The 24,709-nt window shown below is 63.4% G+C and carries 27 protein-coding genes, 3 tRNA genes and 1 other RNA gene; 10 read left to right on the forward strand and 21 right to left on the reverse strand.

Features of this window, described 5'->3' with window-relative positions; all coding sequences use genetic code 11:
- Positions 1–3 precede the first annotated feature (3 nt).
- A complete protein-coding gene (locus tag ACZ1G8_RS01195; protein ID WP_221429562.1) occupies positions 4–186 on the forward strand; it encodes a hypothetical protein in 183 nt (60 codons plus the stop codon).
- A gap of 80 nt (positions 187–266) precedes the next feature.
- Here the strand turns inward: ACZ1G8_RS01195 and ACZ1G8_RS01200 are convergent, their stop codons facing one another.
- The 7 genes from ACZ1G8_RS01200 to efp all read right to left on the reverse strand — a co-directional run bounded on the left by ACZ1G8_RS01200 (position 267) and on the right by efp (position 6,182).
- Positions 267–1,604 carry an amidohydrolase gene (locus tag ACZ1G8_RS01200; protein WP_472680031.1) on the reverse strand — a complete coding sequence of 446 codons (1,338 nt, stop codon included), beginning with the start codon at positions 1,602–1,604 and terminating at the stop codon, positions 267–269.
- A gap of 134 nt (positions 1,605–1,738) precedes the next feature.
- Positions 1,739–3,538 (reverse strand): SLC13 family permease, encoded by a 1,800-nt coding sequence (locus ACZ1G8_RS01205; protein WP_472680032.1) that lies wholly within the window; start codon positions 3,536–3,538, stop codon positions 1,739–1,741.
- A gap of 45 nt (positions 3,539–3,583) precedes the next feature.
- Positions 3,584–4,186 carry a hypothetical protein gene (locus tag ACZ1G8_RS01210; RefSeq protein WP_472680033.1) on the reverse strand — a complete coding sequence of 201 codons (603 nt, stop codon included), beginning with the start codon at positions 4,184–4,186 and terminating at the stop codon, positions 3,584–3,586.
- A 94-nt stretch (positions 4,187–4,280) separates the two neighbouring features.
- Positions 4,281–4,365 (reverse strand) — tRNA-Leu (locus tag ACZ1G8_RS01215).
- Positions 4,366–4,406: 41 nt separating this feature from the next.
- On the reverse strand, positions 4,407–5,228 hold the full coding sequence (locus tag ACZ1G8_RS01220) for an inositol monophosphatase family protein (RefSeq protein ID WP_472680034.1): 822 nt from the start codon (positions 5,226–5,228) through the stop codon (positions 4,407–4,409).
- A gap of 9 nt (positions 5,229–5,237) precedes the next feature.
- Entirely contained in the window at positions 5,238–5,594 is a 357-nt protein-coding gene (locus ACZ1G8_RS01225) for a hypothetical protein (protein ID WP_472680035.1), read from the reverse strand.
- A 24-nt stretch (positions 5,595–5,618) separates the two neighbouring features.
- Positions 5,619–6,182, reverse strand: a complete 564-nt coding sequence (gene efp, locus ACZ1G8_RS01230) for an elongation factor P (protein ID WP_222442633.1) — start codon at positions 6,180–6,182, stop codon at positions 5,619–5,621.
- Positions 6,183–6,322: 140 nt separating this feature from the next.
- Here efp and ACZ1G8_RS01235 point away from each other — a divergent pair, with 140 nt between their 5' ends.
- On the forward strand, positions 6,323–6,685 hold the full coding sequence (locus ACZ1G8_RS01235; protein WP_472680036.1) for an elongation factor P: 363 nt from the start codon (positions 6,323–6,325) through the stop codon (positions 6,683–6,685).
- Here the strand turns inward: ACZ1G8_RS01235 and ACZ1G8_RS01240 are convergent.
- Genes ACZ1G8_RS01240 through ACZ1G8_RS01260 form a run of 5 tightly spaced genes read right to left on the reverse strand, consistent with a single transcriptional unit; the run spans position 6,682 to position 10,238 of the window.
- Entirely contained in the window at positions 6,682–7,011 is a 330-nt protein-coding gene (locus ACZ1G8_RS01240; RefSeq protein WP_472680037.1) for a M23 family metallopeptidase, read from the reverse strand. The two genes, ACZ1G8_RS01235 and ACZ1G8_RS01240, sit on opposite strands and share 4 nt — an antisense overlap.
- 13 nt (positions 7,012–7,024) lie before the next feature.
- A complete protein-coding gene (locus ACZ1G8_RS01245; protein ID WP_472680038.1) occupies positions 7,025–7,372 on the reverse strand; it encodes a hypothetical protein in 348 nt (115 codons plus the stop codon).
- A 17-nt stretch (positions 7,373–7,389) separates the two neighbouring features.
- Positions 7,390–8,613 (reverse strand): L,D-transpeptidase family protein, encoded by a 1,224-nt coding sequence (locus tag ACZ1G8_RS01250; protein WP_472680039.1) that lies wholly within the window; start codon positions 8,611–8,613, stop codon positions 7,390–7,392.
- 57 nt (positions 8,614–8,670) lie between these two features.
- Positions 8,671–9,303, reverse strand: a complete 633-nt coding sequence (gene thiE, locus ACZ1G8_RS01255; protein ID WP_472680040.1) for a thiamine phosphate synthase — start codon at positions 9,301–9,303, stop codon at positions 8,671–8,673.
- Between the two features lie 47 nt (positions 9,304–9,350).
- A complete protein-coding gene (locus ACZ1G8_RS01260) occupies positions 9,351–10,238 on the reverse strand; it encodes a fructose bisphosphate aldolase (protein ID WP_472680041.1) in 888 nt (295 codons plus the stop codon).
- Positions 10,239–10,364: 126 nt separating this feature from the next.
- On the opposite strand from ACZ1G8_RS01260, the gene ACZ1G8_RS01265 reads away from it, so the two are divergent.
- Positions 10,365–11,120 carry a flavodoxin family protein gene (locus tag ACZ1G8_RS01265; RefSeq protein ID WP_472680042.1) on the forward strand — a complete coding sequence of 252 codons (756 nt, stop codon included), beginning with the start codon at positions 10,365–10,367 and terminating at the stop codon, positions 11,118–11,120.
- On the opposite strand, the gene ACZ1G8_RS01270 is transcribed toward ACZ1G8_RS01265, so the two are convergent.
- Genes ACZ1G8_RS01270 through tkt form a run of 4 tightly spaced genes read right to left on the reverse strand, consistent with a single transcriptional unit; the run spans position 11,117 to position 15,988 of the window.
- Positions 11,117–11,758, reverse strand: a complete 642-nt coding sequence (locus tag ACZ1G8_RS01270; protein WP_472680043.1) for a 2OG-Fe(II) oxygenase family protein — start codon at positions 11,756–11,758, stop codon at positions 11,117–11,119. The two genes, ACZ1G8_RS01265 and ACZ1G8_RS01270, sit on opposite strands and share 4 nt — an antisense overlap.
- A gap of 4 nt (positions 11,759–11,762) precedes the next feature.
- Positions 11,763–12,962 (reverse strand): phosphoglycerate kinase, encoded by a 1,200-nt coding sequence (locus ACZ1G8_RS01275; protein ID WP_472680044.1) that lies wholly within the window; start codon positions 12,960–12,962, stop codon positions 11,763–11,765.
- Positions 12,963–12,973: 11 nt separating this feature from the next.
- Positions 12,974–13,981: a type I glyceraldehyde-3-phosphate dehydrogenase gene (gene gap / locus ACZ1G8_RS01280; RefSeq protein WP_221428133.1), complete on the reverse strand. Its 1,008-nt coding sequence runs from the start codon at positions 13,979–13,981 to the stop codon at positions 12,974–12,976.
- A gap of 27 nt (positions 13,982–14,008) precedes the next feature.
- A complete protein-coding gene (gene tkt, locus ACZ1G8_RS01285; protein ID WP_472680045.1) occupies positions 14,009–15,988 on the reverse strand; it encodes a transketolase in 1,980 nt (659 codons plus the stop codon).
- A gap of 179 nt (positions 15,989–16,167) precedes the next feature.
- On the opposite strand from tkt, the gene ACZ1G8_RS01290 reads away from it, so the two are divergent.
- From ACZ1G8_RS01290 to ACZ1G8_RS01315, 6 genes are all read left to right on the forward strand, one after another.
- Entirely contained in the window at positions 16,168–16,362 is a 195-nt protein-coding gene (locus tag ACZ1G8_RS01290) for a hypothetical protein (protein WP_472680046.1), read from the forward strand.
- Positions 16,363–16,367: 5 nt separating this feature from the next.
- The gene (locus ACZ1G8_RS01295) at positions 16,368–16,685 is read left to right on the forward strand and encodes a cell division protein ZapA (RefSeq protein WP_472680047.1); all 318 of its coding nucleotides are present in this window, start codon (positions 16,368–16,370) and stop codon (positions 16,683–16,685) included.
- 11 nt (positions 16,686–16,696) lie between these two features.
- Positions 16,697–16,868: non-coding RNA, 6S RNA (gene ssrS, locus ACZ1G8_RS01300), on the forward strand.
- A 148-nt stretch (positions 16,869–17,016) separates the two neighbouring features.
- Positions 17,017–17,586 carry a 5-formyltetrahydrofolate cyclo-ligase gene (locus ACZ1G8_RS01305; protein ID WP_472680048.1) on the forward strand — a complete coding sequence of 190 codons (570 nt, stop codon included), beginning with the start codon at positions 17,017–17,019 and terminating at the stop codon, positions 17,584–17,586.
- Positions 17,586–17,801 carry a DUF2842 domain-containing protein gene (locus ACZ1G8_RS01310; protein ID WP_472680049.1) on the forward strand — a complete coding sequence of 72 codons (216 nt, stop codon included), beginning with the start codon at positions 17,586–17,588 and terminating at the stop codon, positions 17,799–17,801. The genes ACZ1G8_RS01305 and ACZ1G8_RS01310 overlap by 1 nt, the downstream gene beginning before the upstream one ends.
- Before the next feature lie 48 nt (positions 17,802–17,849).
- Entirely contained in the window at positions 17,850–19,283 is a 1,434-nt protein-coding gene (locus tag ACZ1G8_RS01315; RefSeq protein WP_472680050.1) for an MFS transporter, read from the forward strand.
- 44 nt (positions 19,284–19,327) lie between these two features.
- Here the strand turns inward: ACZ1G8_RS01315 and ACZ1G8_RS01320 are convergent.
- From ACZ1G8_RS01320 to thyA, 5 genes are all read right to left on the reverse strand, one after another.
- Positions 19,328–19,404: transfer RNA gene (locus tag ACZ1G8_RS01320), tRNA-Asp, on the reverse strand.
- A gap of 360 nt (positions 19,405–19,764) precedes the next feature.
- A complete protein-coding gene (locus ACZ1G8_RS01325; RefSeq protein WP_472680051.1) occupies positions 19,765–21,063 on the reverse strand; it encodes a dihydrolipoamide acetyltransferase family protein in 1,299 nt (432 codons plus the stop codon).
- A gap of 5 nt (positions 21,064–21,068) precedes the next feature.
- Positions 21,069–22,130: an alpha-ketoacid dehydrogenase subunit beta gene (locus tag ACZ1G8_RS01330; RefSeq protein WP_472680052.1), complete on the reverse strand. Its 1,062-nt coding sequence runs from the start codon at positions 22,128–22,130 to the stop codon at positions 21,069–21,071.
- Positions 22,127–23,443, reverse strand: coding sequence for a thiamine pyrophosphate-dependent enzyme (locus ACZ1G8_RS01335; RefSeq protein ID WP_472680053.1), 1,317 nt, complete (start codon positions 23,441–23,443; stop codon positions 22,127–22,129). The genes ACZ1G8_RS01330 and ACZ1G8_RS01335 overlap by 4 nt, the downstream gene beginning before the upstream one ends.
- 91 nt (positions 23,444–23,534) lie before the next feature.
- The gene (thyA, locus tag ACZ1G8_RS01340; protein WP_472680054.1) at positions 23,535–24,497 is read right to left on the reverse strand and encodes a thymidylate synthase; all 963 of its coding nucleotides are present in this window, start codon (positions 24,495–24,497) and stop codon (positions 23,535–23,537) included.
- 110 nt (positions 24,498–24,607) lie between these two features.
- On the opposite strand from thyA, the gene ACZ1G8_RS01345 reads away from it, so the two are divergent.
- Positions 24,608–24,684, forward strand: a tRNA-Pro gene (locus tag ACZ1G8_RS01345).
- Positions 24,685–24,709: the final 25 nt, after the last annotated feature.

Genomic DNA, 24,709 nt, shown 5'->3' on the forward strand with positions numbered 1-24,709 from the left:
ACGATGACCGAAGACAATCCGAAGACCGAGCCGGGACGCGCCCGTGCGCTGTTCTCGACTGCGGATTTCCGCCTCTTGCGCACGGCCCTGACGAGCTACGCGCGCCAGACGGAGGACCGTGAGGAGCTGGCGAAGATCAACGCCCTCCACCACCGCCTTGGCACCTACGTGCCCTCGGACGGCTGAACGACACCACCCGATCAACAGTTCTCCTGGGGAGGAGAAACGGCCGTCGCAGCACCCCCAATGCTGCGGCGGCCGTCAATTTATCCGCCCTTGGCAGGCATAAGGTCGAGCGCTGAGCTCGCGAGCGCCTCGGCGCCGGTCCTGACCACCGCCTCGGCATCGGGCGCCCAGAAGGGCGAATGGAGCGAGGGCAGCGGCTTGCCCTCTTCCTTCAGCGCGGCGAGCATTTCGGCGGGCGTGCCGCTGATCCAGAAGATCATGCTCTTCACGCCTTCAGGATCTGCACGGCGGAACTGGCTGAAGTCCTCGCCCCCCATCACTGCAGGCCATTGCATTACGCGGCCCTCGCCGAAGCGGCTGCGGAAGGCGGCGGCGCGTTCCTCGCTGAAATCGGGATCATTGTAGGTAGAGGGCGTATAGGGATCCTCGACCGTCACCACCGGCAGCATGTCCTCGGGCAGACCCGCTGTGATGGCTTCACCCCGCGCCACGCGGCGAATGCCGTCGAGCAGCTGCTGGCGGCTCTCGTCGGAGTAGCTGCGCACCGTCAGCTGCAGTTTGGCCTCGTCCGAGATGATGTTGTGCTTCGCGCCTGCGTGGAAACTGCCCACTGTGATCACCGCCGGATCGAGCGGCGAGGAGTTCCGGCTCACCACCGTTTGCAGTTTCATCACAATGCCGCTCGCGAGCACCACCGGATCGATCGTGGTGTGCGGATAGGCGCCGTGGCCGCCGATACCCTTCACGGTGATGTCAACGCTGTCGACATTGGCGAGCGCATAGCCCGGCGTATAGCCGATCGTGCCTGCCGGCGCGGGCGCGGCGGCATCATGGAAGGCAAGAACGTATTCGGGCTTCGGAAAGCGTTCGTAAAGGCCGTCCTCGATCATGGCGATCGCGCCGAGCCCCAGTTCCTCTGCCGGCTGCAGGATCATCACCAGCGTGCCCGACCACTCGTCCTTGCGCTCGGCAAGAAGCTGCGCAGCGCCGATGAAACCTGCCATGTGGGTATCGTGGCCGCAGGCGTGCATCACGCCGGTGGTCACGCCGCTCGCTGGCGTTGCAGTGACCTTGCTCGCATAGGGAAGCCCCGTCTGCTCGATGACGGGAAGCCCGTCCATGTCGGCGCGCAGCATCACTACCGGCCCGTCGCCGTTCTTCATGACCGAGACGACGCCGGTCTGGCCCACACCCTCGGTCACCTCGAAACCGAGATCACGCATGCGCTTGGCGAGCTTGGCGGCGGTCTGGTGTTCCTCGAAGCTCAATTCCGGATTGGCGTGGAGATCGCGGTAGAGCTCCATCAGGCCGGGCATGTCCTCTTCGAGGCTGGCGCGCAGGTCGTTTGCCTGTGCAGGCGTGGCGAAAGTCAGCGCGGCCGCGGCGGCTGCGAGCAGTGTTGGACGCAAGTTGGACATTGTCTGGGCTACCCCCTCAGCTTGGAACACATGGAACACGGTCCTGGAGCAAAATTCTCCGGCCGTGCCCGAACCTCTCGATCTAGAGCGAAGACTGGCAGAGCCTGCGCGATTAGGAAAGTCAGCGGACGTCTCTAGAGACCGTAAGTGAGCACGAGGCCCACCGAAAGCGCCGTGACCATGATCAACACCAATGGCACGCCGGTCTTCACATAGTCGCCGAACTGGTAATCGCCCTCGGCCATGATCAGCATGTTGGTCTGGTACGCGATCGGGGTCGCGTAGGAGAGATTGCAGCCGAACAGCACCGCAAGCACCAGCGGCTCCGGCGGCAGGCCGAGCTGCGCTGCAACGGCAAAGGCGATAGGCGTGCCGACCGTGGCCGCCGTAGCGTTGGAAGCGAAATTGGTGAGGATTGTCACGAAGACCATGATCGCCGCGAGCACCAGCGCAGGCGAAAGGAACTGGAGGCCGTAGGATAGCAGCTCGCCCAGCCAGGCCGCTGCCCCGCTTTCATCGATGATGCGGCCGATCGCGATACTGGCCGCCACCAGAACGATGACCTGCGCGGACAAGGCTCTTCCCACCCGATCAAATTTCACGCAGCCGGTCACGAACATCAGGATCGCACCGCCCAGCGCGGCGATGGCAATGGGCAGGACGCCGATTGATGCGAGCAGGACCGATACGCCCATGATCGCGGCCGCGAGCAGCGCCTTGGACCGACGCGGCAGCTCGCGGCGGCCTTCGAGCTGGAGCAGGCTGTCGGCTGTGGCGAAGTCCTCGAGATCCTTCTGGATACCCATGACCAACAGCACGTCGCCTTCACGCATGCGGATATCGCCGACGTCGCTGTACTGGTCCTTCTGGCCTATCAGCGTGTCTGGGCGATGGATCCCCACCACGGCCACGCCGTAGAGGTCGGCGATGCCCGAGGTCGGGAGCGTGCGGTTGATCAGGCGGCTGTCGGCGGTGACCGTCATCTCGACCACCTCGATGTCTTCGCCAGTCTCGTTATGCGCGCGTTTGATGCGCTCGAGAACCCAGCTCGGAGCAGCCTCCCCACGCATGACCTGGATGGCTTCCTCGATTGCCTCGTGGGTGCCCGAAACCTTGATCCGCTGGCCGGGACGGAAGAGCCCGGGCTTCACATCGTGGAACTCGATGCCGGATGGCAGCCGCGGCGCGATCTGGGAAAGCTCGCGCCCGTTCATGAGGCTGCCCTCGGTGACGCGGAGGCGAGTATAGAACCGTCGCTGGTTGTGTTCCAATTCGACCCGGTTGTCGGCCAGCATCCTGGGCATGGCGAGCCAGATGTAGGGTAATGCAACAAGCGCGGCACCAAGCACGATTGGCGTGAAATGAAACACGCTCATCATCGGCATGCCGAGATCGACAGCAATCGAGACAACGAGGATGTTGGTCGAAGTACCGATGGTCGTGGCCAGACCCCCGATCAGCGAAGCCGAATTGAGCGGCATGAGGGTCTTGGAGGCAGGCAAGGCGCCGCGTGCCGCCAGCGTCACGAAGATCGGGATCAGCAGCACTAGCACCGGCGTATTGTTGACGAACATCGACAACACGAAAGCGATCAGGAGCGAGAACAGCAGGCCGAGCTGGAGGTTGAACTTGAACATCCGCTCGAGGAGGCGCGCGGCAGGCTCCAGCGCGCCGGTCACGATCAGGCCACGCCCCAGGATCATCAAGGCGCAAATGGTTATCAGTGCGTAGTGGCCGAAGCCGCCGAAAGCTATGGCGAGGCCATCGGTTGGTGACTGGCCGTCGAGCGGGAAGAAATAGAGACCGACCGCGATCACCGCGATGGTGAGCAATGAAATGATCTCGATGGACATCCGCCCGCGCGCAAAAGCGACGAACATTGCGACTGTCACGGCCATGGCCGCCATCGCGTGATAGGATGGGATCCCGATCATCCGGGGCGTTAAATCACACCCCTATCGCGGAATTACAAGCGGTTTTCAGGCCGCCGGCGTCACCTCGGGCTGCGGCCTGACAAGCAGGACGAAGGCGAGAAGAGCGGTCACGGCGGTGCCTGCGGCGCCAGCCGGGAAGGTCCAGCTTTCCGAATCCATCATCGCTGCGAGCGAAAGGCCGATCGCGGCAAGCCCTGCCAGAGCTGCCAGCCCGCCAGCACCCTTCACGAGCGCACCTTCCGCTGAGAACGCCGAGAGGCCGAGCGCCAAGGCAGCGCCTCCGAGCAGAAGCTTGGCGAAGAAGTAGAAGAAGAAGGCACCGGCAAGGATAGCCGAGAACAGTTGCGGCACCGCCTCTTGCGCTTCCATCGCCGGGGCGAACATCGAAAGGCCCATGGCCACCTGGATCACGTTCAGCACGCCAGCGAGCGCAATCGTGGACCACAGTACCGCCTCAACCGGGCGACGCGCGGCCAGAGCGTGGGCGAAGATCGCGGAAACCGAGAAGGCGAAGAGCTCGGTAAACCAAGTCAGCGGGCGAAGCATCTCGTTCTCGGAACCCGAGACGACGGTGATGTAGAAAATCTGGCTCGCCACCGTCACGAGAAGCACGGCAGCAAGGCCCTTGGTGAGGCCGCGATCGGTCATGGTCAGTCCCTTGTATATCGTGAAGCGCAGCATGCGCCCTTGCGACCCAATTCGAAAGGGCGCGCGAAAGGTTACGCGGGACTTGAAAAAAGAGTGGTACCCCCGGCCGGACTCGAACCGGCACTTCGTAAGAAACTCGATTTTGAGTCGAGCGCGTCTACCAATTCCGCCACGGAGGCACGTGTTGGAGCGCGGGAACTAGCCGCGCTCCGGTTACGCATCAAGCTTTCAGCGCATTCGCGAGCAATTTGTGCAGCTTGGAATGCAGCGCGTCATTGGCTGCGAGCACCTGCTTCGAGTGGATCGGCTGCGAACGCCCACGGTAGTCGGAGACGAAGCCGCCCGCCTCACGCACGATCAGGCAGCCGGCGGCCGTATCCCAGTCATTAAGACCGCTTTCCCAGAAACCGTCGAAACGGCCGGCTGCGAGCCATGCAAGGTCGAGCGAGGCGGCGCCGAAGCGGCGGATGCCAGCGACATTGGGACCGATGGCACTATAGATTTTCGACCACTCGGCGAAGTCGCCGTGTCCGGCGAAGGGAATGCCCGTCGCGATCAGCGCTTCGGAGGGATTGCGGCGCGAGGACACGCGCAGGCGGCCATCGTGCAGCCATGCGCCGCGGCTCTTTTCCGCCCAGAAGGTCTCGTCGGTTACGGGATTGTAGACCACTGCAGCAGTCACATCGCCCCAGTCGTCGCTGCCTAGCTTGCGCTCCTGCACCGCGATGCTGATCGCGAAATGCGGGATGCCATGAAGGAAGTTGCTGGTCCCGTCGAGCGGGTCGACGATCCAACGCGGCGCGCCGTCGGCACCGTCGATCGTGCCGGCCTCTTCCATTTCGAAGCCCCAGTCGGGGCGCGCGGCGAGCAGCTCGTCATAGATCGTACGCTCGGCACGCATGTCAGCCTTCGACACGAAGTCGGCAGGACCCTTGCGGCTCACCTGCAGGTGTTCGATCTCGCCGAAGTCGCGGCGCAGGCGGCCACCCGCCTTGCGCGCGGCTTTCTCCATCACGCGGATCAGTCCGGAAATTGCTGCCATTTCAGTCTCTTACTCGGTGAGGACGCGGATCGAGCGGGCTGCAAGGTGGATGTCGCCCCACTCGCATTCCATGTCGAATTTCGTGCCCTCGATGTTGAATTTCTCGATGGCGAAGCGGCGTTGCATCGCTTCGCCCTGCTCGACCTCACGGCGGTCGAGCTGTAGCTTGGTGATCCCGGCGAACTTCAGGAGGCCCGGGTGCCAGCAGCACTCCTCGTCGGCGCCCGGCGCCTCGTACTCGGGGTGGTCGGGCTCGAGGCAGAAATCCATCTCCAGCGTCAGCTCGTCATCGTTGATGATGACGGCCCGCAGGGTGCTCTTCGCGATATCGATATTGTCGAAACGGCTGGCGATGGATTTGCCCATGGATGCGACTCCTAAACGGCCCTGTTAGCTGGCTTTGCCGACGTAGGTCTGCTCGTAAACGTCGACCACGATCCGCGTGCCGCTTTCGATGTGCGGCGGGACCATGATGCGAACGCCGTTGTCGAGGACGGCGGGCTTGTAGCTGGACGAAGCGGTCTGGCCCTTCACCACGGCGTCTGCCTCGACGATTTCGGCTTCGACCTGCTGCGGAAGCTCGACCGAGATCGGCTTTTCTTCCCACAGTTCGAGCTTCACCTGCATGCCGTCCTGCAGGAACGGGCGTGCATCGCCGAGCAGGTCGGCGGGCAGGTTGATCTGCTCGTAGGTGGTCTGGTCCATGAAGACGAGCATGTCGCCGTCTTCGTAAAGGAACTGGTAGTCCTGCGTATCGAGGCGCACCTTCTCGACCGTGTCGGCGCTGCGGAAGCGGACGTTGGTCTTTCGGCCGTCCTGCAGGTTTTTCATCTCGACCTGCATGTAGGCACCGCCCTTTCCGGGCTGCGTATGCTGGATCTTGGCGACCTTCCAGATGCCGCCTTCGTATTCGATGATGTTGCCCGGACGAATGTCCACGCCGCTGATCTTCATGGGAAATGCCTCGATGTGAAAGAGCGCTGGCGCGAGAGTGCCCAGCCGTGTGGGGCGCGCCTTACAGCCATGCGGTGAGAACGGCAAGGTTATGGAAATTTTGCCCTCCCTACCCTATGTCGAAGGCAAGAGGGAAAGACATGAGATACGCAGCTCCCATAGCAATCGCGATCGCCGCAGTGGCGGCCGGCCCTGCGCTGTCGCAGGGCAGTCTTGGCGTTTTGCCGCAGGGCGAATATGTCTGCGCGCTTCCGGGAACCGCTGCCGGCCCCGCCTGGAACGAGGTCGAAGGCCATGGCTTCTCGATTACCGGCGCATCCAGCTACAAGACCGACAAGGGCTCGGGCACCTACCTCCTCGAAGGACGCCGCGTGACCTTCACTCGCGGCCCCCTGAAGGGCCACAAGATGATGCGCGTGTCTTCCGGATTGCTTCAGGAGCTCGGCAAGGACGACAAGCTTGGTCGCCTGCGCTGCCATCGCGCAGGCCCTGTCGCCGACTAGCGCTGCGTCAGCAACGGATAGGGATTGACCGCGTTGGCGGGCTCCCACCACTCGGCATCCTCGGTCGTCTGCAGGATCGCAAAATGCAGGTGCGGTGCTTCATCCGAAGCATTGCCCGAAGATCCCACCGTGCCCAGCCGCTGGCCGCGTCGCACGCGCTGCCCCTCTTTCAGCCCTTCGGCATATTTGTCGAGATGGGCGTAGTAGTGAATCGTCTCACGGTCCTGCGAACGCACATAGATCGTCAGCCCGCCCGCATCCGACCGGAACAGCTTTTCCACCGTGCCCGGTGCAGCAGACACCACTGCGGTGCCCTTGGGCGCCATGATATCGATCGCTTCATGCAGGCGCTGGCCGCCGGCACGCGAGATCGCTGAATGTGTCGGTGAGGTCAGACGCGCGGATATTGCGCACGGGAATGAGGAGCTGGCGCGTATCGGTCTCGCTCGGCGCCGAAGCGGTGCGCGTATCGAGCGCCGTAGCCGCCGGTGCATCGGTGGCCGCATCGGCAACCCCGCTGGCCGTCTGGCTCGGCGATGGACTGGGCGCAGCCTCGGCAGGCCGCGTTGCGTCGCGCTGGCCTGCGCTGGTTGCATTCTCGATAAGTGAGCCTCCGGCCACGATCCAGACGGCACTGGTGATCGTGGCCGTGATGATGATGGTCAGCAGTCTGTCGATGAACTTCATGATCCCTCCCTGCCCTCTCAGGCCTCGAATATCACACGCGTCGACTGCGAGACCATCCCCGCAAGCCGTGCCGCATCCCAATTCGTAAGGCGCACGCAGCCGCTCGACTGCGCACGCCCGATCGTTTCGGGGTCAGGCGTGCCGTGAATACCATAATGCTCCTTGGACAGGTCGATCCAGATCACCCCAACCGGAGAATTGGGCCCCGGGGGCAGCATCTGGACGTTGTCCTTGGCATCGTCATTGCCGAGCACCTTGGGATCGTAGCGATAGGGTGGATTGTAGGCTTCTCCCACGATATCCCATTCGCCCAGCGGCAGCGGGAATTCGCTCGAACCCGAGCTGACCGTGAACAGCGCCACCAGCTTGTCGCCCTGGTATGCCTTCAACGTCTTGCCCGCCTTGCTGACGACAATGCGGTCGACCTCGGTCTGTTCGCTGCCGACACCCAGGCTCGCAAGCGTACGCTGCCAGTCGCGGTCCTCAATCTTGCCCTTCTCGATGCGGTCCCCGCCGATATTGGGCACGCGGATCTGCTGTCCGGCCTGGAAGAAGCTGGGCTCCTCACCATCGGGCCGCTCGATATCGGGCGTTGGCGTGGGCTGCGGGTTAGGCCCTTCGCTCCCGCCCGCACCGGCAGGCTGGCCGCCGGGATTGAGCTGCTTGAGCACCTCGACAGTCGTATGGAAGCGCTCCGCCAAGCGTTCGTCGAGCGACTTGTAGCCAAGTCTTTCGAGCTCGGCCTTGCCTTCGGGCTCTTCGGGAATGTCGGTGTATTCCGTCTCGCCCCAGCTTGCAGGGATCGTGACGACACGGGTGGCAGGGATCGCATCCCAGTCCGAGAGCGCCGTCTTGGTCGCTTCGTCTAGCTTGCCGGTGGTCTCGAGGTCGTTGGCCTCCTGGAAGCCCAGGATCGCATTCTCCGTGCTCATGCCCATCTTGCCGTCGATCACGCCCGGGCCGAAGCCCACGCGGTCGAGCACGACCTGCGCCTGCATGATCGGTCGCTCTTCGCTATCGGGGATGTCCTGGTCCTCGTTGGCAACGCTGTCGCCCATGCCGGCGGCATCGTCGTTCGAGGCCATGCTGTCGGCGAGATTATCCTCGTCGTAGGTCTCGTAGCCGTAGTGTTCGGCGGGTTCGGCCTGGGCGGTCGTGGGTTCGCCCTCCTCTTCCGCGCCATTGAGGCCGCAAGCGGCCAGCGCGAGGGAAGAAACAGCGACGATCAGCAGGTTACGCATTGAGGGACCTCTCCTGAATTCGGCGGGACGCGACCCGGCCCGTTCAGGTGAGACAACTCACGCGGTTGCGATTTGCTCCGCGAAAGCTTCGATGGCGGCAACTTCGTCACCGCTCCACACGGCGCCCGACACTGCGAGAAAGTCGGCGCCCGCCTCGATCAGCGGCCGACAGTTTTCCGGCGTGATGCCGCCGATGGCGACGGAGGGGATCTCGACCATCTGGTGCCACCACTCGAGCAGGTCCGTGCCTGCGCGATGTTCGGTATCCTTGGTGCTGCTCGGGAAATAGGCTCCGAAAGCAACGTAGTCCGCGCCTGCTTCGCCAGCTTCGAGGGCAAGGTGACGCGAGGCGTGGCAGGTTACGCCGATCTGCGCCTCCCGGCCCAGCTCGTCGCGGGCTTCGCGCACATCGCCATCGCCCTGCCCCAGGTGTACGCCATCGGCCCCGAGACGCTTTGCCAGCGCGATGGAATCGTTGACGATGAAAGCCACCTCGCGGCGCGCGCAGATCTCCTGCAGCGGCTCTGCAAGCGCGGCGGCCTCGTGCTGGTCGAGACCCTTCACGCGGAACTGGAAAGCGGTCACCATGCCCTTGCCGGCTGCGAGCGCACGCTCGAGCCGGTCGGGAAAATCGCCGCCCACTTCGAGCGGCGAGATCAGGTAAAGCTGGGTGGGAACAGTATCTTCCATGCCCGCCCTCTATCGCCGGAAGGGCGCCGCGTCACCCACCAGTTCGATCAGGTGACGCTCGCGGCGTGGATCTGGTCGATCGCGCCCGACAGTGTGCCGTCGAATTCGCCATCGTCCTGCTGCTTGCGCAAGTCCTGCAGAAGACCGCGGCTGAAGCTGGCGATCATGCCCGGGTTCTTGGCGAGTTCGCTGCAAGCCTCGTCGGTCGAATAGCCGCCCGACAGCGCGACCACGCGCAGCACCTTGGGGTGCTTGATGAGGTCGGAGTAGAGACCCGCTTGCTTGGGGATCGAGAGCTTGAAAATGACCTGCTGGTCGTCGCGCAGCGTGTCGAGACCTGCGATCAGCTCTTCGAGCAGGATCTTCTCGCCTTCCGCGCGGTCGGCGGCGGTGATGTCATATTCGGGCTCGAGGATCGGGACGAGACCGCTGGTGAGGATGCGCACGCCGTCAGCGAACTGCTGGCGGACGTTCTCGCGGATGCCCTTAGGATTGGCCGACTTGATGACGCTGCGCATCTTGGTGCCGAATACACCGAGCTGCTTGGCGCGGGCGCACATGGCTTCAAGACCCGGATTGGGCTTCATAAGCTGGACGCCGTCACGCTCTTCCTCGAGGCCCTTGTCGACCTTGAGGAACGGGACAATGCCACGTTCGGCGAGGCGTGCCGGCACGGTCTTGCCGCCACTTTCGCCTTCCATGGTCTTCTCGAACAGAATCGCGCCGATGACCTTGCCGTTGCCGAAGCACGGAGCTTCGATGATGCGCTGGCGCATTTCATGGATCATGCCGAACATTTCGTCGTCGCCGTTCCACTCATTGTCTTCCACGCCGTAGCCACGCAGCGCCTTGGGGGTGGAGCCACCCGACTGGTCGAGTGCGGCAATAAAGCCCTGTCCGTTGGCGATGCGGTCGCGCATTTCTTCGAAGGTCATTTTGGTATCCCGTGTCCGTGCAAACGTATGCGAGCGCCAATAGCCTTGCCCCCTGCTGCCTGCAACGCCTTGCAGGTAACTATTCCCGGTCTGGGGCGTATCTCTTCGGGATAAGGAGAAAATGCCATGCTCGATGCGACGCAGGACCGTTTGTGCGCGGAAAACACGACCGATTTTTCGGACCTGAAGGCATTGTGCATCAACTGCACTCTCAAGCGCTCTCCCGAAGGCTCGCATACGGGCAAACTGCTCGGCGTAGTCGAGGCAATCCTGGTTCGAAGTGGCGTTCAGTTGGAACAATTACGGCTCGTCGACCACGAGATCGCGCCGGGCGTCTATCCGGACATGACCGAGCACGGAGCAGAGAGAGACGACTGGCCGGCGATCTGGGAGAAGGTCGAGGCAGCAGACATCCTGATCGTCGGCACGCCGATCTGGCTCGGCGAGAAGAGCTCGGTCTGCCAGCGCCTGATAGAGCGGCTCTATGCGCATTCGGGCCAGACGAACGACAAGGGCCAGTATGTGTTCTACGGCAAGGTCGGCGGCTGTATCGTCACCGGCAATGAGGACGGGATCAAGCATGTCGGCATGGGCGTGCTCTATTCGCTCCAGCATGTAGGCTACACCATTCCGCCGCAGTCCGACGCCGGCTGGATTGGTGAGGCAGGCCCGGGTCCGAGTTACGGCGATGCCGAAGAAGGCGGTGGCTATGCCGGGTTCGACAACGAGTTCACCCGCCGCAACACCACCTTCATGACCTGGAACCTCATGCACATGGCGCGCATGCTTAAGGATGCGGGCGGCATTCCTGCGTGGGGCAATTCGAAGGAGCTGTGGAACGAAGGCTACAGCTTTGACGCGCCGAACCCGGAATATCGCTAGGCTTGGCTTTTCAACACCGCGACGAGGTTGATCGCGATCGAGATGCGCGTTCCGCTGCCGTGGAACGGCCGCACCGCGTGCTGGAGCCAGCTGGGGAACATCACGATCATGCCCGTCTTCGGTCGCAGCGAAACCTCGCTGTGCATCGCCTGGCCGTCGGGCAGCTTGAGCCGGAGATCGGGCGCGCCCATGCGGATCATCGGCATGCGCGGGTCCTGCAATTGCAGTTCGCCACCGAGATCGGGGTCCGTATCTCCCTCGTAGCCATCGTCGATATAGGCGACTGCCGACCAGAAGCTTCCTGGGTGGAAATGGTACTGGTTGGCTGCACCCTTGCCGCTGACATTGGCCCACATCTCGGGGTGCCAGGTGAAGCGGCTGTCCTGCGGGCTCTTGTTGTCGATGGTCTGCCCGTCCGCGAGCGTCATCGCCTTGTGGGCAAGCGCCCGCGCGGGCTCACCGCCCCATTCGAGCATCTGCGTGTTCGAATGCCAGCCGCCGATGTTGGAGATATCGACCCCCGCCGCATCGCGCGCCTTCTCCTTCTCGATCGCCTCGCGCAGGAGACTCAGCCCCTCTGCGCTCTGCAGCATGTCGGCGACGAAGGGCGTGGAGAAGAGGTGGCGGGTGGTGGCCATCGGCTCAGGCCGTCAGCGCTGCCACGCCCGGAAGCGCCTTGCCTTCCATCCATTCGAGGAAAGCGCCGCCTGCGGTCGACACGAAGGTGAAATCGTCCTTCACGCCTGCATGGGCGAGCGCGGCAACGGTATCGCCGCCGCCTGCGACCGAGGTCAGCGAGCCGCCTTCGGTCAGCGCGGCCGCAGTCTTGGCGAGCGCCACGGTGGCGGTGTCGAAGGGCTCGGTCTCGAAAGCGCCCATCGGGCCGTTCCACACCAGCGTGCGGCAGGTCTTGAGCACATCGCCAAGCGCCTCGACCGCCTGCGGGCCGACATCGAGGATCATCTCGTCCGAGGCGACCTCGTGGACGTTGCAGACGCGCATGCTTGGCGGGTTGGCCGCGAATTCCTTCGCCACCACGACGTCATAGGGCAGGTGCACTGTGCAGCCGGCATGATCGGCCTGGTCCATGATGCGGTTGGCGGTGTCGGTGAGGTCATGCTCGCACAGCGACTTGCCGACATCGACCCCGCGCGCAGCGAGGAAGGTGTTGGCCATGCCGCCGCCGATGATCAGGTGCTGGACCTTGCCGACGAGGTTTTCGAGCACGTCGAGCTTGGTCGAGACCTTCGCCCCGCCAACGACAGCCGCGACGGGCTGTTCGGGATTGCCGAGGGCCGCGTCGAGCGCCTTGAGTTCAGCTTCCATCGCACGGCCTGCATAGGCGGGCAGGCGGTGCGCCAGCCCCTCGGTCGAAGCATGCGCGCGGTGCGCAGCGGAGAAGGCGTCGTTGACGTAGAAGTCGCCGTGCGCGGCCATGCCCTTGGCGAATTCGGTATCGTTCGCCTCTTCGCCCGGCCAGAAGCGGACATTGTCGAGCAGGCCGATATCGCCATTCCTGAGGATGCCGATCGACTGTTCAACCACGGGGCCCATGACCTCGGGGATGAACATGATCTCCTTGCCGAGCACTTCTTCGACGTCGCCCTGCACGAAGCTGGTCGACATGGTCGAATAGCGCTTGCCCTTGGGGCGGCCGAAGTGGGCGAGCAGCAGGACCTTGGCGCCCTTGTCCGCGAGTTCGAGGATGGTGGGTTTCACCGCCTCGACACGGGTGACGTCGGTGGCCGAACCGTCCTTCATCGGAAGGTTCAAATCAACGCGCACCAGCGCGACCTTGCCGGTCACATCGCCAAGGTCGTCCAGGGTCCTGAAGCTGCTCATCGTGTCGTCCTTTAGAGGAACTTCGCCATCACGCCGGCGGTGTCGATCATGCGGTTCGAGAAGCCCCACTCGTTGTCGTACCAGCTGACAACGCGGCAGAGCTTGCCTTCCATCACGCTGGTTTCGAGGCTGTCGATGGTCGAGCTGGCCGGATAGTGGTTGAAGTCCGAGCTGACGAGCGGCTGGTCGGTGTAGTCGAGCACGCCCTTCATCTTGCCTTCGGCCGCGGCCTTGAGCGCAGCGTTAAGTTCCTCGGCGCTGGTATCGCGGCCGGGGGTGAAGACGAGGTCGACGAGGCTGACGTTCGGGGTCGGCACGCGGACCGAGCTACCGTCGAGCTTGCCCGCCAGTTCGGGCAGGACGAGGCCGACAGCACGGGCCGCGCCGGTAGTGGTCGGGATCATGTTCTGCGCACCGCCACGGGCACGGCGCATGTCGCCATGCATCTGGTCGAGCATGCGCTGGTCGTTGGTGTAGCTGTGGATCGTGGTCATGAAGCCGCGCTCGATGCCGACCGTGTCGTGCAGGACCTTTGCCATCGGCGAGAGGCAGTTGGTGGTGCAGCTGGCGTTCGAGACGATCACGTCGTCGGCGGTCAGCGTTTCGTGGTTCACGCCATAGACGATGGTGGCCGAAACGTTCTTGGCCGGTGCCGAGATCAGCACGCGCTTGGCACCCGCCTTGAGGTGCGGTTCGGCAGCTTCGTGGCTCTGGAAGAAGCCGGTGCATTCGAGAACGATGTCGATGCCCTGGTCGGCATGCGGCAGGTTGCCCGGATCACGCTCGCTGGTCACCGCGATCGACTTGCCGTTCACGATGATCGCGTTGTCACCCACTTCGACGGTGCCGGGGAAACGGCCATGCGTGCTGTCGTACTGGAACAGCAGCGCGTTCGATTTGGTGTCCGCGAGATCGTTGATCGAGACGAGGTCGAGATCGTGGTCGTCACGCTCTAGGATCGCACGCGCCACGAGGCGTCCGATGCGTCCGAAACCGTTGATTGCAACCTTGGTAGCCATGCGAGAAGCTCCTGCTTAAGTCCTGAATTACTTGGGCAATTTGTTCATGATTTGCGGAACGATAGCGTCCGCCGTGAGACCGAATTTCTTGAAGAGATCGCCTGCCGGCGCGCTGGCCCCGAAGCTGTCGATCCCGATGTTGAGGCCGCCTTCGCCGGTGTAGCGTTCCCAGCCAAAGGTGGTGCCCGCCTCGATGCTGACACGCAGCGTATCGGCGGGGATCATGTCAGCGCGATAGGCATCGTCCTGCTCGTCGAACAGCTGGGTGCAGACCATCGAGACGACGCTTGCGCCGACGCCCTGCTTTTCCAATTCCTCGGCACAGGCGAGCGCGAGGTGCACTTCGCTCCCGCTTGCGACCAGCGTGACCTTGGCAGCGTTACCGGCCTTCTTGAGGCGATATGCGCCCTTGGAACACATGTCGGTCTCTTCGGGATGGTTGCGCACCTGCGGCAGGCCCTGACGGGTCAGCGCGAGCACGGTCGGACGGTCTTTCTCGCGCAGTGCAATTTCCCAGCACTCGGCCGTTTCGACCGCGTCGGCAGGGCGCATCACGAGGAGGTTCGGAATCATGCGCAAGCTCTGCACATGCTCGACCGGCTGGTGTGTCGGGCCGTCTTCGCCAAGGCCGATGCTGTCATGCGTCATGACATAGATCGCACGGACCTGCTGGAGGGCCGAGAGGCGGATTGCCGCGCGGCAATAGTCGGTGAAGACGAGGAAGGTGCCGCCATAGGGGATAACGCCCCCGTGCAGCGCCATGCCGTTCATTGCGGCGGCCATGCCGAATTCGCGGATGCCGTAATAGATGTAGCGGCCCGAATAATCGTCCGCCGTGAACGGCCCGATCCCGCCTGCCTTGGTATTGTTCGAACCGGTAAGGTCGGCGCTGCCGCCGATCGTGTCGGGAAGCTGGCCGTTGATCTGCTCGAGCGCCATTTCGCTGGCCTTGCGGGTCGCAACCTTGACCGGCTCCTTCATCAGCGACTGGATGTAATTGTCGAGGCTGAACTTGGTCGGCAGGTCGCCCGACATGCGGCGCTCGAAGTCGGCGCGCTGGCTGTGAGCCGCGAGGCGCTCGTTCCACTCGCCATGAGCCCGGGCACCTTCGTCGGCAGTGCTGCGCCAGTCTGACAGGACCTGCTCGGGGATCTCGAAAGGTTTCGCGTCCCAGCCCAGCACGTCACGCGTTGCGGAGATTTCGTCGTCGCCGAGCGGCGCGCCGTGGGTCGAGCTTGTGCCCTGTTTGTTGGGCGAGCCCTTACCGATGACGGTGCGGCAGGCGATCAGCGAGGGGCGGTCGTCCGCCAGGGCTTCGTCCAGCGCGCGGCGGATATCGTCGAAGTCATGGCCATCGCAGCTGACGACATGCCAGCCGGTCGCCGCGTAGCGCGCCTTGATGTCTTCGCTGGTCGACAGGTCGGTGCCCCCGTCGATGGTGATCTGGTTGTCGTCCCAAAGCACGTTCATGCGGCCTAGCTTCAGGTGACCTGCAAGGCCGATCGCTTCGTGGTTGATGCCTTCCATCAGGCAGCCGTCGCCGGCGATGACCCAGGTCTTGTGGTCGACGATGTCGTCACCGAAGTCCGCGTTGAGCTTGCGCTCCGCAATCGCCATGCCGACCGCCATGGCAAGACCCTGCCCCAACGGGCCGGTGGTGCTTTCCACGCCTTCGAGGAGGAAGTTTTCGGGGTGTCCGGCGCAAGGGCTGCCGAGCTGGCGGAAGTTGCGGATGTCGTCCATTGTCGGGCGCGCATATCCGGACAGGTGGAGCAGGCTGTAGATCAGCATCGAGCCGTGGCCTGCGGACAGGACGAAGCGGTCGCGGTCGGCCCAGTCGGGCGCCGCCGGGTCGTGCTTCAGGTATTCGCTCCACAACACGGTCGCCACATCGGCCATGCCCATCGGCATGCCGGGATGCCCCGAATTAGCCTCCTGCACCGCATCCATCGAAAGCGCCCTGATGGCATTGGCCATCTGGACCATGCGAGCGGGGTCGAGACTCATGGGGATTCTTCTCCGAAATATGTGGCGATTCGACGCGGGGAGACCCTTCGCGGATGGGCTAGGCAAGGTCAAGCCGAGCGCGGCGGCGATCCGCGGCTCGCTATCCTTGGTGCGATTTATCAACAGGCGCGCCCAAGCCTTTGCCCGCACGCGCCAATCTTGATATTTGCACAGCTGTCATGAGCGAAACACGTATCCACGGCGCATTGGAGAGGATCGAGAAGGCCCTCTCTCGCATCGAGACGCAGGCCACTTTGCCGCGTGCCGGCGCAGGTGCCGACAGCGAACTTGCGGCGCGGCACGAAGCTCTCAAATCCCGCGTTGCTGCCAATCTCGGCGAGCTCGACAAGCTGATCGGGAGCCTCGAACAGTGAGCGACGTGAAACTTCAGGTCGGCGGGCGTGTCTACACGGTCTCGACTGCCGACGGGCAGGAAGAGAAAGTCCGCGGCCTTGCGCGCATGGTCGATGACAAGCTCACCGGAATGGGGGCCAACGTCACCGGTAACGAGGCGAAGAACCTGCTGTTCGCCGCGATCCTGCTCGCCGACGAGCTCAACGACGTAAAGGCCACCGCCGCTTCGCATCCGCCCGACCCGGGTCTGGACACCGACGCCATGGCCGCGCGGCTCGAACGCGTGGCAAATGCACTCGAAGGTGCTGCATCTGCCCTTGAGAGCGGCGCCGAGGCATCCTAGATAGGCGCTCGGCGGGGCTGCCCGGCACGAGCCGCACGAATATCCCTGAGGCTATAAGCAATCCATGGGAGCTGTCCCTGCCTGGGCTTGCGGGTTTGTCCTGGAGGCTCGGGTATACGGCGCCCACCTGACGTAACTTGGCGTCAGAGGATTTCAATGGCACCGACCCATGGTGGTCCCGCTACTTGTTTGCTGCGCCTCAGGCGCCGGCGTTCGCGTCCGCTCACTTGGCTTTTCTCGCTCTCACGGCCTGAAGGCCGTGTCGCTGCGGGCGGGCGGTCGCCCTTGCGGGCCAATTGGCCCGTTTCGTAACGGGAAGGTTTGAAGAGGCGTGACCAAGGACCAGCTTCGAAAAATCCTGAGATCGCTTCGGCGTGATCATGTCGCCGAATTGCCCGACAGCATGCGCGGACTGGTTTTCCACCGTCCTCCGGCGCCCCTCCTCGACCTCGTGCCTGAGGGCGCAACGATCGGCCTCTATCGTGCCGATCCTTTCGAGGCACCGGCTGCTTCCTATGCAAAATTCTTCCTAGAACGCGGGCACGAGATCGCTCTCCCGCGCTTCGCAACGCGCAATTCGCCGATGGAATTCGCGGCACATTCCGACCCCTTCGACGAAGAAGACCTCGAGGTAGGCCCGTTCGGGCTCCTGCAACCTTCTCCCGATGCGCCCGTTCTGGAACCGGACGTGCTGTTCGTCCCGCTGGTCGGCTTCACCGATAGCGGCGAGAGGCTCGGCCAAGGTGGCGGGCATTACGACCGTTGGCTGGAAAGGCGCGACAACGTAACCGCGATCGGGCTTGCCTGGGATTGTCAGCTGGCCGAAGATCTGCCCGTCGAACCGCATGATCGCAGCCTCACGGCGGTGGTCACCCCTACCCGCCTCTACGGACCGTTTTGATGAGAGAAGAACCGACCTGGCGCATTCCCGTAGGCCTTCTCGGCCTGCTCATCGGCCTGCTGGTCTATGGCATCGTCATCGCGCGCTACCTGCCCGGGTTGATCGGCGACTGGCCGACCCTCGCGCAGACGGTGGTCTACGTGTTCCTCGGCCTCGTCTGGCTCCTTCCGCTGGGCCGCTTCCTCAAATGGATGGAAACCGGCAACTGGCGCTGATTGCCAAGCGCGAGGCGTTATCCTAGCCTCTCTCGTCAGGGAGAGAGCATGGCCACAACTGCCGGGGTTCAAGACAAGCCGACCGTCTGGCTGAAGCTGGCGCACGGTTCCGGGGCTGCAGCCTTCGGGATCAAGAACAACGGCTTCGATTATTTCCTGCTGCTGTTCTACGGGACGGTGATCGGGCTTGAGCCGGGCCTCGTCGGCCTAGCGATATTCATCGCCCTTACCTTCGATGCCGTCTCTGATCCGCTGGTCGGCTACTGGTCGGACAATTTCCGCAGCAAGTGGGGTCGGCGTCACCCCTTCATGTACGCTGCCGCCCTGCCGGTGGCGCTGAGCTACTTCATGCTGTGGAACCCGCCGGAGCTGGGCCAGACCGGGCTCTTCTTCTACCTCACCGGCCTCGCGGTACTGATCCGCACCTTCATCACCTTCTACGAAACACCAAGCTCCGCGCTGATCCCCGAACTGACATCGGATTACGAGGAGCGCACCAGCCTTCAGTCGTACCGCCTGTTCTTCGGCTGGACCGGGGGCACGATGATGAGCATCATCATGTTCGGCGCGCTCATGACCGGCCCGCTCGGCATGCTCGATCCGCAGGCCTACGCTACTTACGGCGTGGTCGGTTCGCTGATGATCCTCGTTGCCATTCTCATCTCGGCCATCGGCACGCACCACCGTATTCCCCACCTGCACCGGCCTGTAGCGACGGGAGAGCGCTATACGGTGCGGCGCATCTTCCGCGAGATGTTCGAAACACTGAGCGAAAAGAGCTTCATCGCGCTGTTCTTCGCGACGGTGCTGTTCGCCATCGCATCCGGCCTAGCCGCGGCGCTGTCCTTCCTCATGCTGCGCTATTTCTGGGGCTTTGCAGAGTTCCAGATCTTCGTCTGGACCTGCACGGTCGTACTGTCCGCCCTGATGGGATTCCTCATCGCGCCATGGAGCGTGCGTAAGATCGGGAAGAAGCAGTCCGTGGTCGTGCTGGGCGTGCTCGCCTTCACGATCCAGCCTTCACCGGTTCTGCTACGGCTCTTCGGTATGATGCCCGAGAACGGCGAGCCGCTGCTCTTCCCGCTTGTCCTTGGCATCAACGTGATCGACCTCGCGCTGATCATCGCGACGCAGGCGGTGGCCTATTCGATGATCGCCGATCTCGTCGAATCGAACCAGGTCAAGACGGGCAGGCGCAACGAAGGCGTCTACTATGCTGCGACCACCTTCACCCGGAAGGTGACGCAGGGCATCGGAGTCGCGGCAGCGGGCGCGATCCTCTCGATCATCGCCTTCCCCGAAGGAGCCGAGCCGGAGGCGGTGCCCGCAGAGACGCTGTGGAAGCTAGGGGCTTTCTACGCCCCATCGCTGCTGGTTCTCTATCTCGGCGCGCTCTACTGCATATCGCGCTACCGGATCGACAAGGCGGGACACGAGGAGAACCTGCGCAAGCTCGCTGAAAGCAGCGCCCAGCAGGCATGAAAAAAGCCGCCCGGAAGGCGGCTTTTCGAAGAATAATCCCAAGGTGGCGCGAGTGACGGGACTCGAACCCGCGACCCTCGGCGTGACAGGCCGATACTCTAACCAACTGAGCTACACCCGCGCATTGCGCTGTAGCGCCCCCTTGGGAGCCGCGCATCTAGTGGAGGCTCCGATTCCTGTCAACGCAAATTGAGCCGCTTTTTTCGCACTTTTTGCCAAGGTCCCCAAAGCCCGCGATTTTTACCGAAAAGTAACCCTGTGAGCGCATCCTCACCCTCGAATTTCTACGTGGGGGACGGGAGGTTCGTATGTTGCAGACGGCTTTTCTGGCGTTTTCACTGGCCATGCTTGGCGGGGGCGCATTTGCCGCGCAATCCGCTATCGATATCCAAGATTCGGTCAACCAGACCGCGGACGCAGGCCGCTGACGCCGCCGCAAGAAAAAAGCCCCGCCGGATCGTCCGACGGGGCTCTTTGCTGATCAATCCACCAGGATTAGCGCCGGTGTCTCCAGCAGCTTCTTCAGCGACTGGATAAAGCTCGCCGCATCCCAACCGTCGACCACGCGGTGATCGCAGCTGATCGAGATATTCATCAACTTGCGCTTCTCGATCCGCTCCACGCCATCGCTGCCGGTGACGTACATCGGACGCTCGATAATGCGGTTCGGGCCGATGATCGCGACTTCGGGGCGGTTGATGACCGGCGTGGTAGCCACGCCGCCCAGCGGCCCCAGCGAAGTAACGGTCAGCGTGCCGCCTTCCATCTCTTCCTTCTTTGCGGTGCCGTTGCGCGCCGCATCGGCAAGACGCGAGATCTCATTGGCGAGCTGCCACAGGTTCATGCCCTGCGCATTCTTGATGACCGGCACCATCAGGCCTGCATCGGTCTGCGCCGCCATGCCCATGTTGACTGCGCCGTGGCGCGTCACCACGCCCGCTTCATCGTCGTAGCGCGCGTTGATCATCGGGAAGTCGGGCAGCGTCTTGCAGATCGCGGTGATCAGCATCGGCAGGATCGTCAACTTGGGCTTTTCGCCCCGGCTGGCGTTGAGCTGCGCTCGGAGCACCTCGAGATCGGTGACGTCGCATTCCTCGACATAGGAGAAGTGCGGGATGTTCCGCTTCGAGGCAGCCATGTTCTCGGCGATGCGGCGACGCATGCCGATGACCTTCTTTTCCTCGTCCTCGCGCGGCTTGGCGGCTGCGCCATAGCCCGAGTTGTAAGAGAGGAACTGGTCGAGATCGCCGTGACGGATGCGGCCCTCTTCGGAAGGCTTCACCTGGCTCAGGTCGACACCCAGTTCCTTGGCACGCTTGCGCACCGCAGGAGTGGCCAGCACCTTTGCCTGGTGCCTGGGTTCGGGCGCCGGGGTCGGCGCGGGCAGCGGTTCGGGCTCGGGATCGGCGGCCAGCGCATCGTCGGCATCGCTGGCGTCAGAGGTTTCGACCTCGATACGCTCTTCGACTTCCTTGGCCTTCGGCGCGGGTGCGGGCGAAGGAGCCGGGGCTTCCTCGGCCACGTCCTCTGGCACTTCACCCTCGACCTCGATCACGACCAGCATCGAGCCGATCGAGACCATGTCGCCTTCTTCACCGGCGATCTCGAGGATCTTGCCGTCGACAGGGCTTTCCATGGGCACGGTGGCCTTGTCGGTCATCATGTCGACGAATTCCTCGTCTTCCTTGACCGTGTCGCCGACCTTCTTGTGCCACTGGACGATTTCCGCCTCGGCGATGCCTTCGCCGATGTCGGGCATGTTGAATACAAATTTCGCCATGTCGATTACTCGCTCAGGATCTTGTCGAGGGCCTCGCCGATGCGGATCGGGCCGGGGAAATAGGCCCATTCGAGGCTGTGGGGATAGGGCGTGTCGAAGCCGGTCACGCGTTCGACCGGTGCTTCGAGGTGGTAGAAGCAGCGCTCGGTCACCAGCGCGGAGAGCTCGGCACCGAAACCGGCGGTGCGGGTCGCTTCGTGGACGATCAGGCAGCGGCCGGTCTTCTTGACCGATTCCTCGATCGTCTCGATGTCGACCGGAACGATGGTGCGCAGGTCGACGATGTCGGCCTCGACGCCCTTCTCGCGGCAAACTGCCTCGACCACATGGACCATGGTGCCGTAGGCGAGGATGGTGAGTTCGTCGCCTTCGGTGGCGTAGCGCGCCTTGCCGAGCGGGATTTTGTAGTGACCCTCGGGCACCACGCTCGCATCAAAGCGCTTCCACGGCTCGACCGGCTTGTCGTAATAGCCCGAGAACGGGCCGTTGTAGATGCGCTTGGGCTCGAAGAAGATGACCGGGTCATTGTCTTCGATCGCGCTGATGAGGAGGCCCTTCGCGTCATAGGGCGTCGCCGGAATGACAGTCTTCAGGCCGGAGACATGGGCGAAGATCGCCTCGGGACTCTGGCTGTGCGTCTGGCCGCCGAAGATGCCGCCGCCGAAGGGGCTGCGCACGGTGATCGGCGCAATGTATTCGGCCGCCGAACGGTAGCGCAGGCGCGCCGCTTCGGAGATCAACTGGTCGAGCCCGGGATAGATGTAGTCGGCGAACTGGATTTCCGGCACCGGACGAAGGCCATAGGCCCCCATCCCGACTGCCGCAGCGATGATGCCGCACTCGGAAATCGGCGTGTCGAACACGCGGGTCTTGCCGTATTTCTGCTGGAGGCCGGCCGTGCAGCGGAACACGCCGCCGAAATAGCCGACGTCCTCGCCCATGATGACGATATTCTCGTCACGGCCCATCGACACGTCGAGCGCGTCGTTGATCGCCTCGATCATGTTGAGGCGGCGTTCGGTGCCCTGCTCTGCCGCGGCCGCAGTCTTTGTTGCGGTGTCGCTCATGCGCCCTTCCCTCCGTTCGGAAGTCCTTCGGGGAACTTGGTCTCGCGCTCGCGGATCGCCTGTTCGCTCTGTTCCCTGAGATGCCAGGGCAGCTCTTCGAACACGTCTTCGAACATGGTGCGGAACGGGTGGTGGAGACCGTGGCCCAGGATGCCGTTCTCTTCGGCTTCCTTGGTCGTCTTCTTCACGTACTCGGCGGCCTCGAGGTCCATCTTTTCCTGACGCTCCTCATCCCATTCACCGATCTCGATGAGGTGGTTCTTGAGGCGCATCACCGGATCACCGAGCGGCCACTCGTCGCGCTCCTGCGCGCTGCGATATCCAGAGGGATCATCCGAGGTGGAGTGTCCCTCTGCGCGGTAGCTGAAGAACTCGATCAGCGTGGGACCGGCATTGGCGCGGGCGCGGTTGGCGGCCCACTGCTCGGCTGCATAGCAAGCGAGTGGGTCGTTACCGTCGACCCGCAGCGAGGCAATGCCATAGCCGAGACCGCGCGCAGCGAAAGTCGCGCGCTCTGCGCCGGCGAAACCGCTGAAGCTGGAGATCGCCCACTGGTTGTTGACCACGTTGAGGATGACCGGCGCGTTGTAGACGGTCGCGAAGAGGCAGGCGGAGTGGAAGTCGCCTTCCGCCGTGCTGCCCTCGCCCACCCAGGTCGCCGCGATCCGGCTGTCGCCCTTGATCGCCGATGCCATCGCCCAGCCGACCGCCTGCGGGGTCTGCGTGGCAAGGTTGCCCGAAATGGTGAAGAAGCTGTGCTCCCGCGAGGAGTACATGATTGGCAGCTGGCGCCCCTTCAGCTTGTCGCCCCGGTTCGAGTAGATCTGGTTGATCATTTCGATCATCGGGTAGCCGCGCTGGATCAGTATGCCCTGCTGGCGATAGCTCGGGAACACCATGTCGTCCGCAGCGAGCGCCATCGACGCCGAGACGCTGGTCGCCTCTTCGCCGGTGCACTTCATGTAGAAGCTGGTCTTACCCTGGCGCTGTCCGCGGAACATGCGCTCGTCGAAAGCGCGCGTCATGGCCATGTGGCCGAGCATGCTGCGCAGCGTTTCGGGATCGAGCTTGGGGTCCCACGGACCGTGGGCCTTGTTGTCCTCGCCCAGCACGCGGATCAGGCCATGCGCGAAATCGAGCATGTCTTCCGGCTTGGTGGTCTCGTCAGGGCGCGGCTGCTGGCCGGCCTCCGGAACCTCGATGTGCGAAAAGTCGACCGCATCACCGGGTCGGAACTTGGGTTCTGGCACGTGAAGCGAAAGCTTCGGGCGGTTATCGCCAGCTTTCGCAGTACCTTGAGGCCTGTCGGCCATAGAATCGTCTCCCAGACGTAATCTTACGCTTGCGCGTTATTTTATTTCGCGCGGGAGAAACGGTCAAGTACGCCTATGCATACGATTTCGGTCACACCGCGACGGGGGCCTTGATGGCTCCGAGCGGCGTGTAGTCGTGAACCGCGAAATCCTCAATCCGATAGTCGAAGATAGTCGCCGGGCGCCGCAGGATTTCAAGCCGCGGGTGGCCTTGCGGTTCCCGTGAAAGCTGCTCTTTCACAAGGTGCTCATGATTAAGATAGAGGTGCGTATCGCCGCCCATCCACACGAATTCGCCCGGCTCGAGCCGCGCCTGGTGGGCGAGCATGCGCTGGAGAAGCGCCGCCGACCACAGATTGAAGGGCAGACCGAGCGCGACATCGCAACTGCGCTGGTAGAGGAGGCCATTGAGGCGCGGCTTGCCGTCGCGGCCTTCCGATACGTGGAACTGGTACGTCTTGTGGCATGGCGGCAGCGCCATGCGCGGCACGTCGGCGACGTTCCAGCCCTCGATGATGTGACGGCGGCTGCCCGGATTTTCCTGCAGCGATTCGACCACCTCGGCGACCTGGTTGATGCCGCGGCCCTTGCGGAAAAGCCCGCCCTTCACCGGCTGGTAGGTAGGCCAGTCGACCCACTGCTTACCGTACACGGGTCCGAGATCGCCCCACATGGCAGCAAAGTCCTCGTCGTCGGCGATGCGCTGGACGAAATCCTCGAGCGAGATCTCGTCGCCCGTCTGCTCGACATACTTCGCGTGCGGCCACTCGTTCCAGATCTTCACGCCCTGCAGCACGAGCGGGCGGATGTTGGTGTCGCCGGTAAGGAACCACAGCAGCTCGCGCGTGGCGGTCTTCCAGTAGACTCGCTTGGTGGTGATGAGCGGCATCGCGCCGTCGGAAAGGTCGAAACGCAGCATAGCGCCGAAGACCGAACGCGTGCCGATACCAGTGCGGTCGCGCCGCTCGTCGCCCTCGAGCCAGATGCGGCGCATCAGGTCGAGATATTGGGTTTCGAAATGGGTGTCCGGCATGGCCGAGTTGTCGCTCTTCATCTTATTGCGGCCCTAGGCCCAAAATAACGCAAAAGCCCGCTTGCACCAGTCGCAATCCACACCTATAGGGCCGCCTCTGCCTCGCGGGGTCCGCCCCGCAAGCATCCGGTCGGGGAGTAGCTCAGCCTGGTAGAGCACTGTCTTCGGGAGGCAGGGGCCGGAGGTTCGAATCCTCTCTCCCCGACCATTTCACTTTCCAGAACATCAGGGCG

This window comes from Qipengyuania sp. BR81-2 (genome assembly GCF_055693895.1).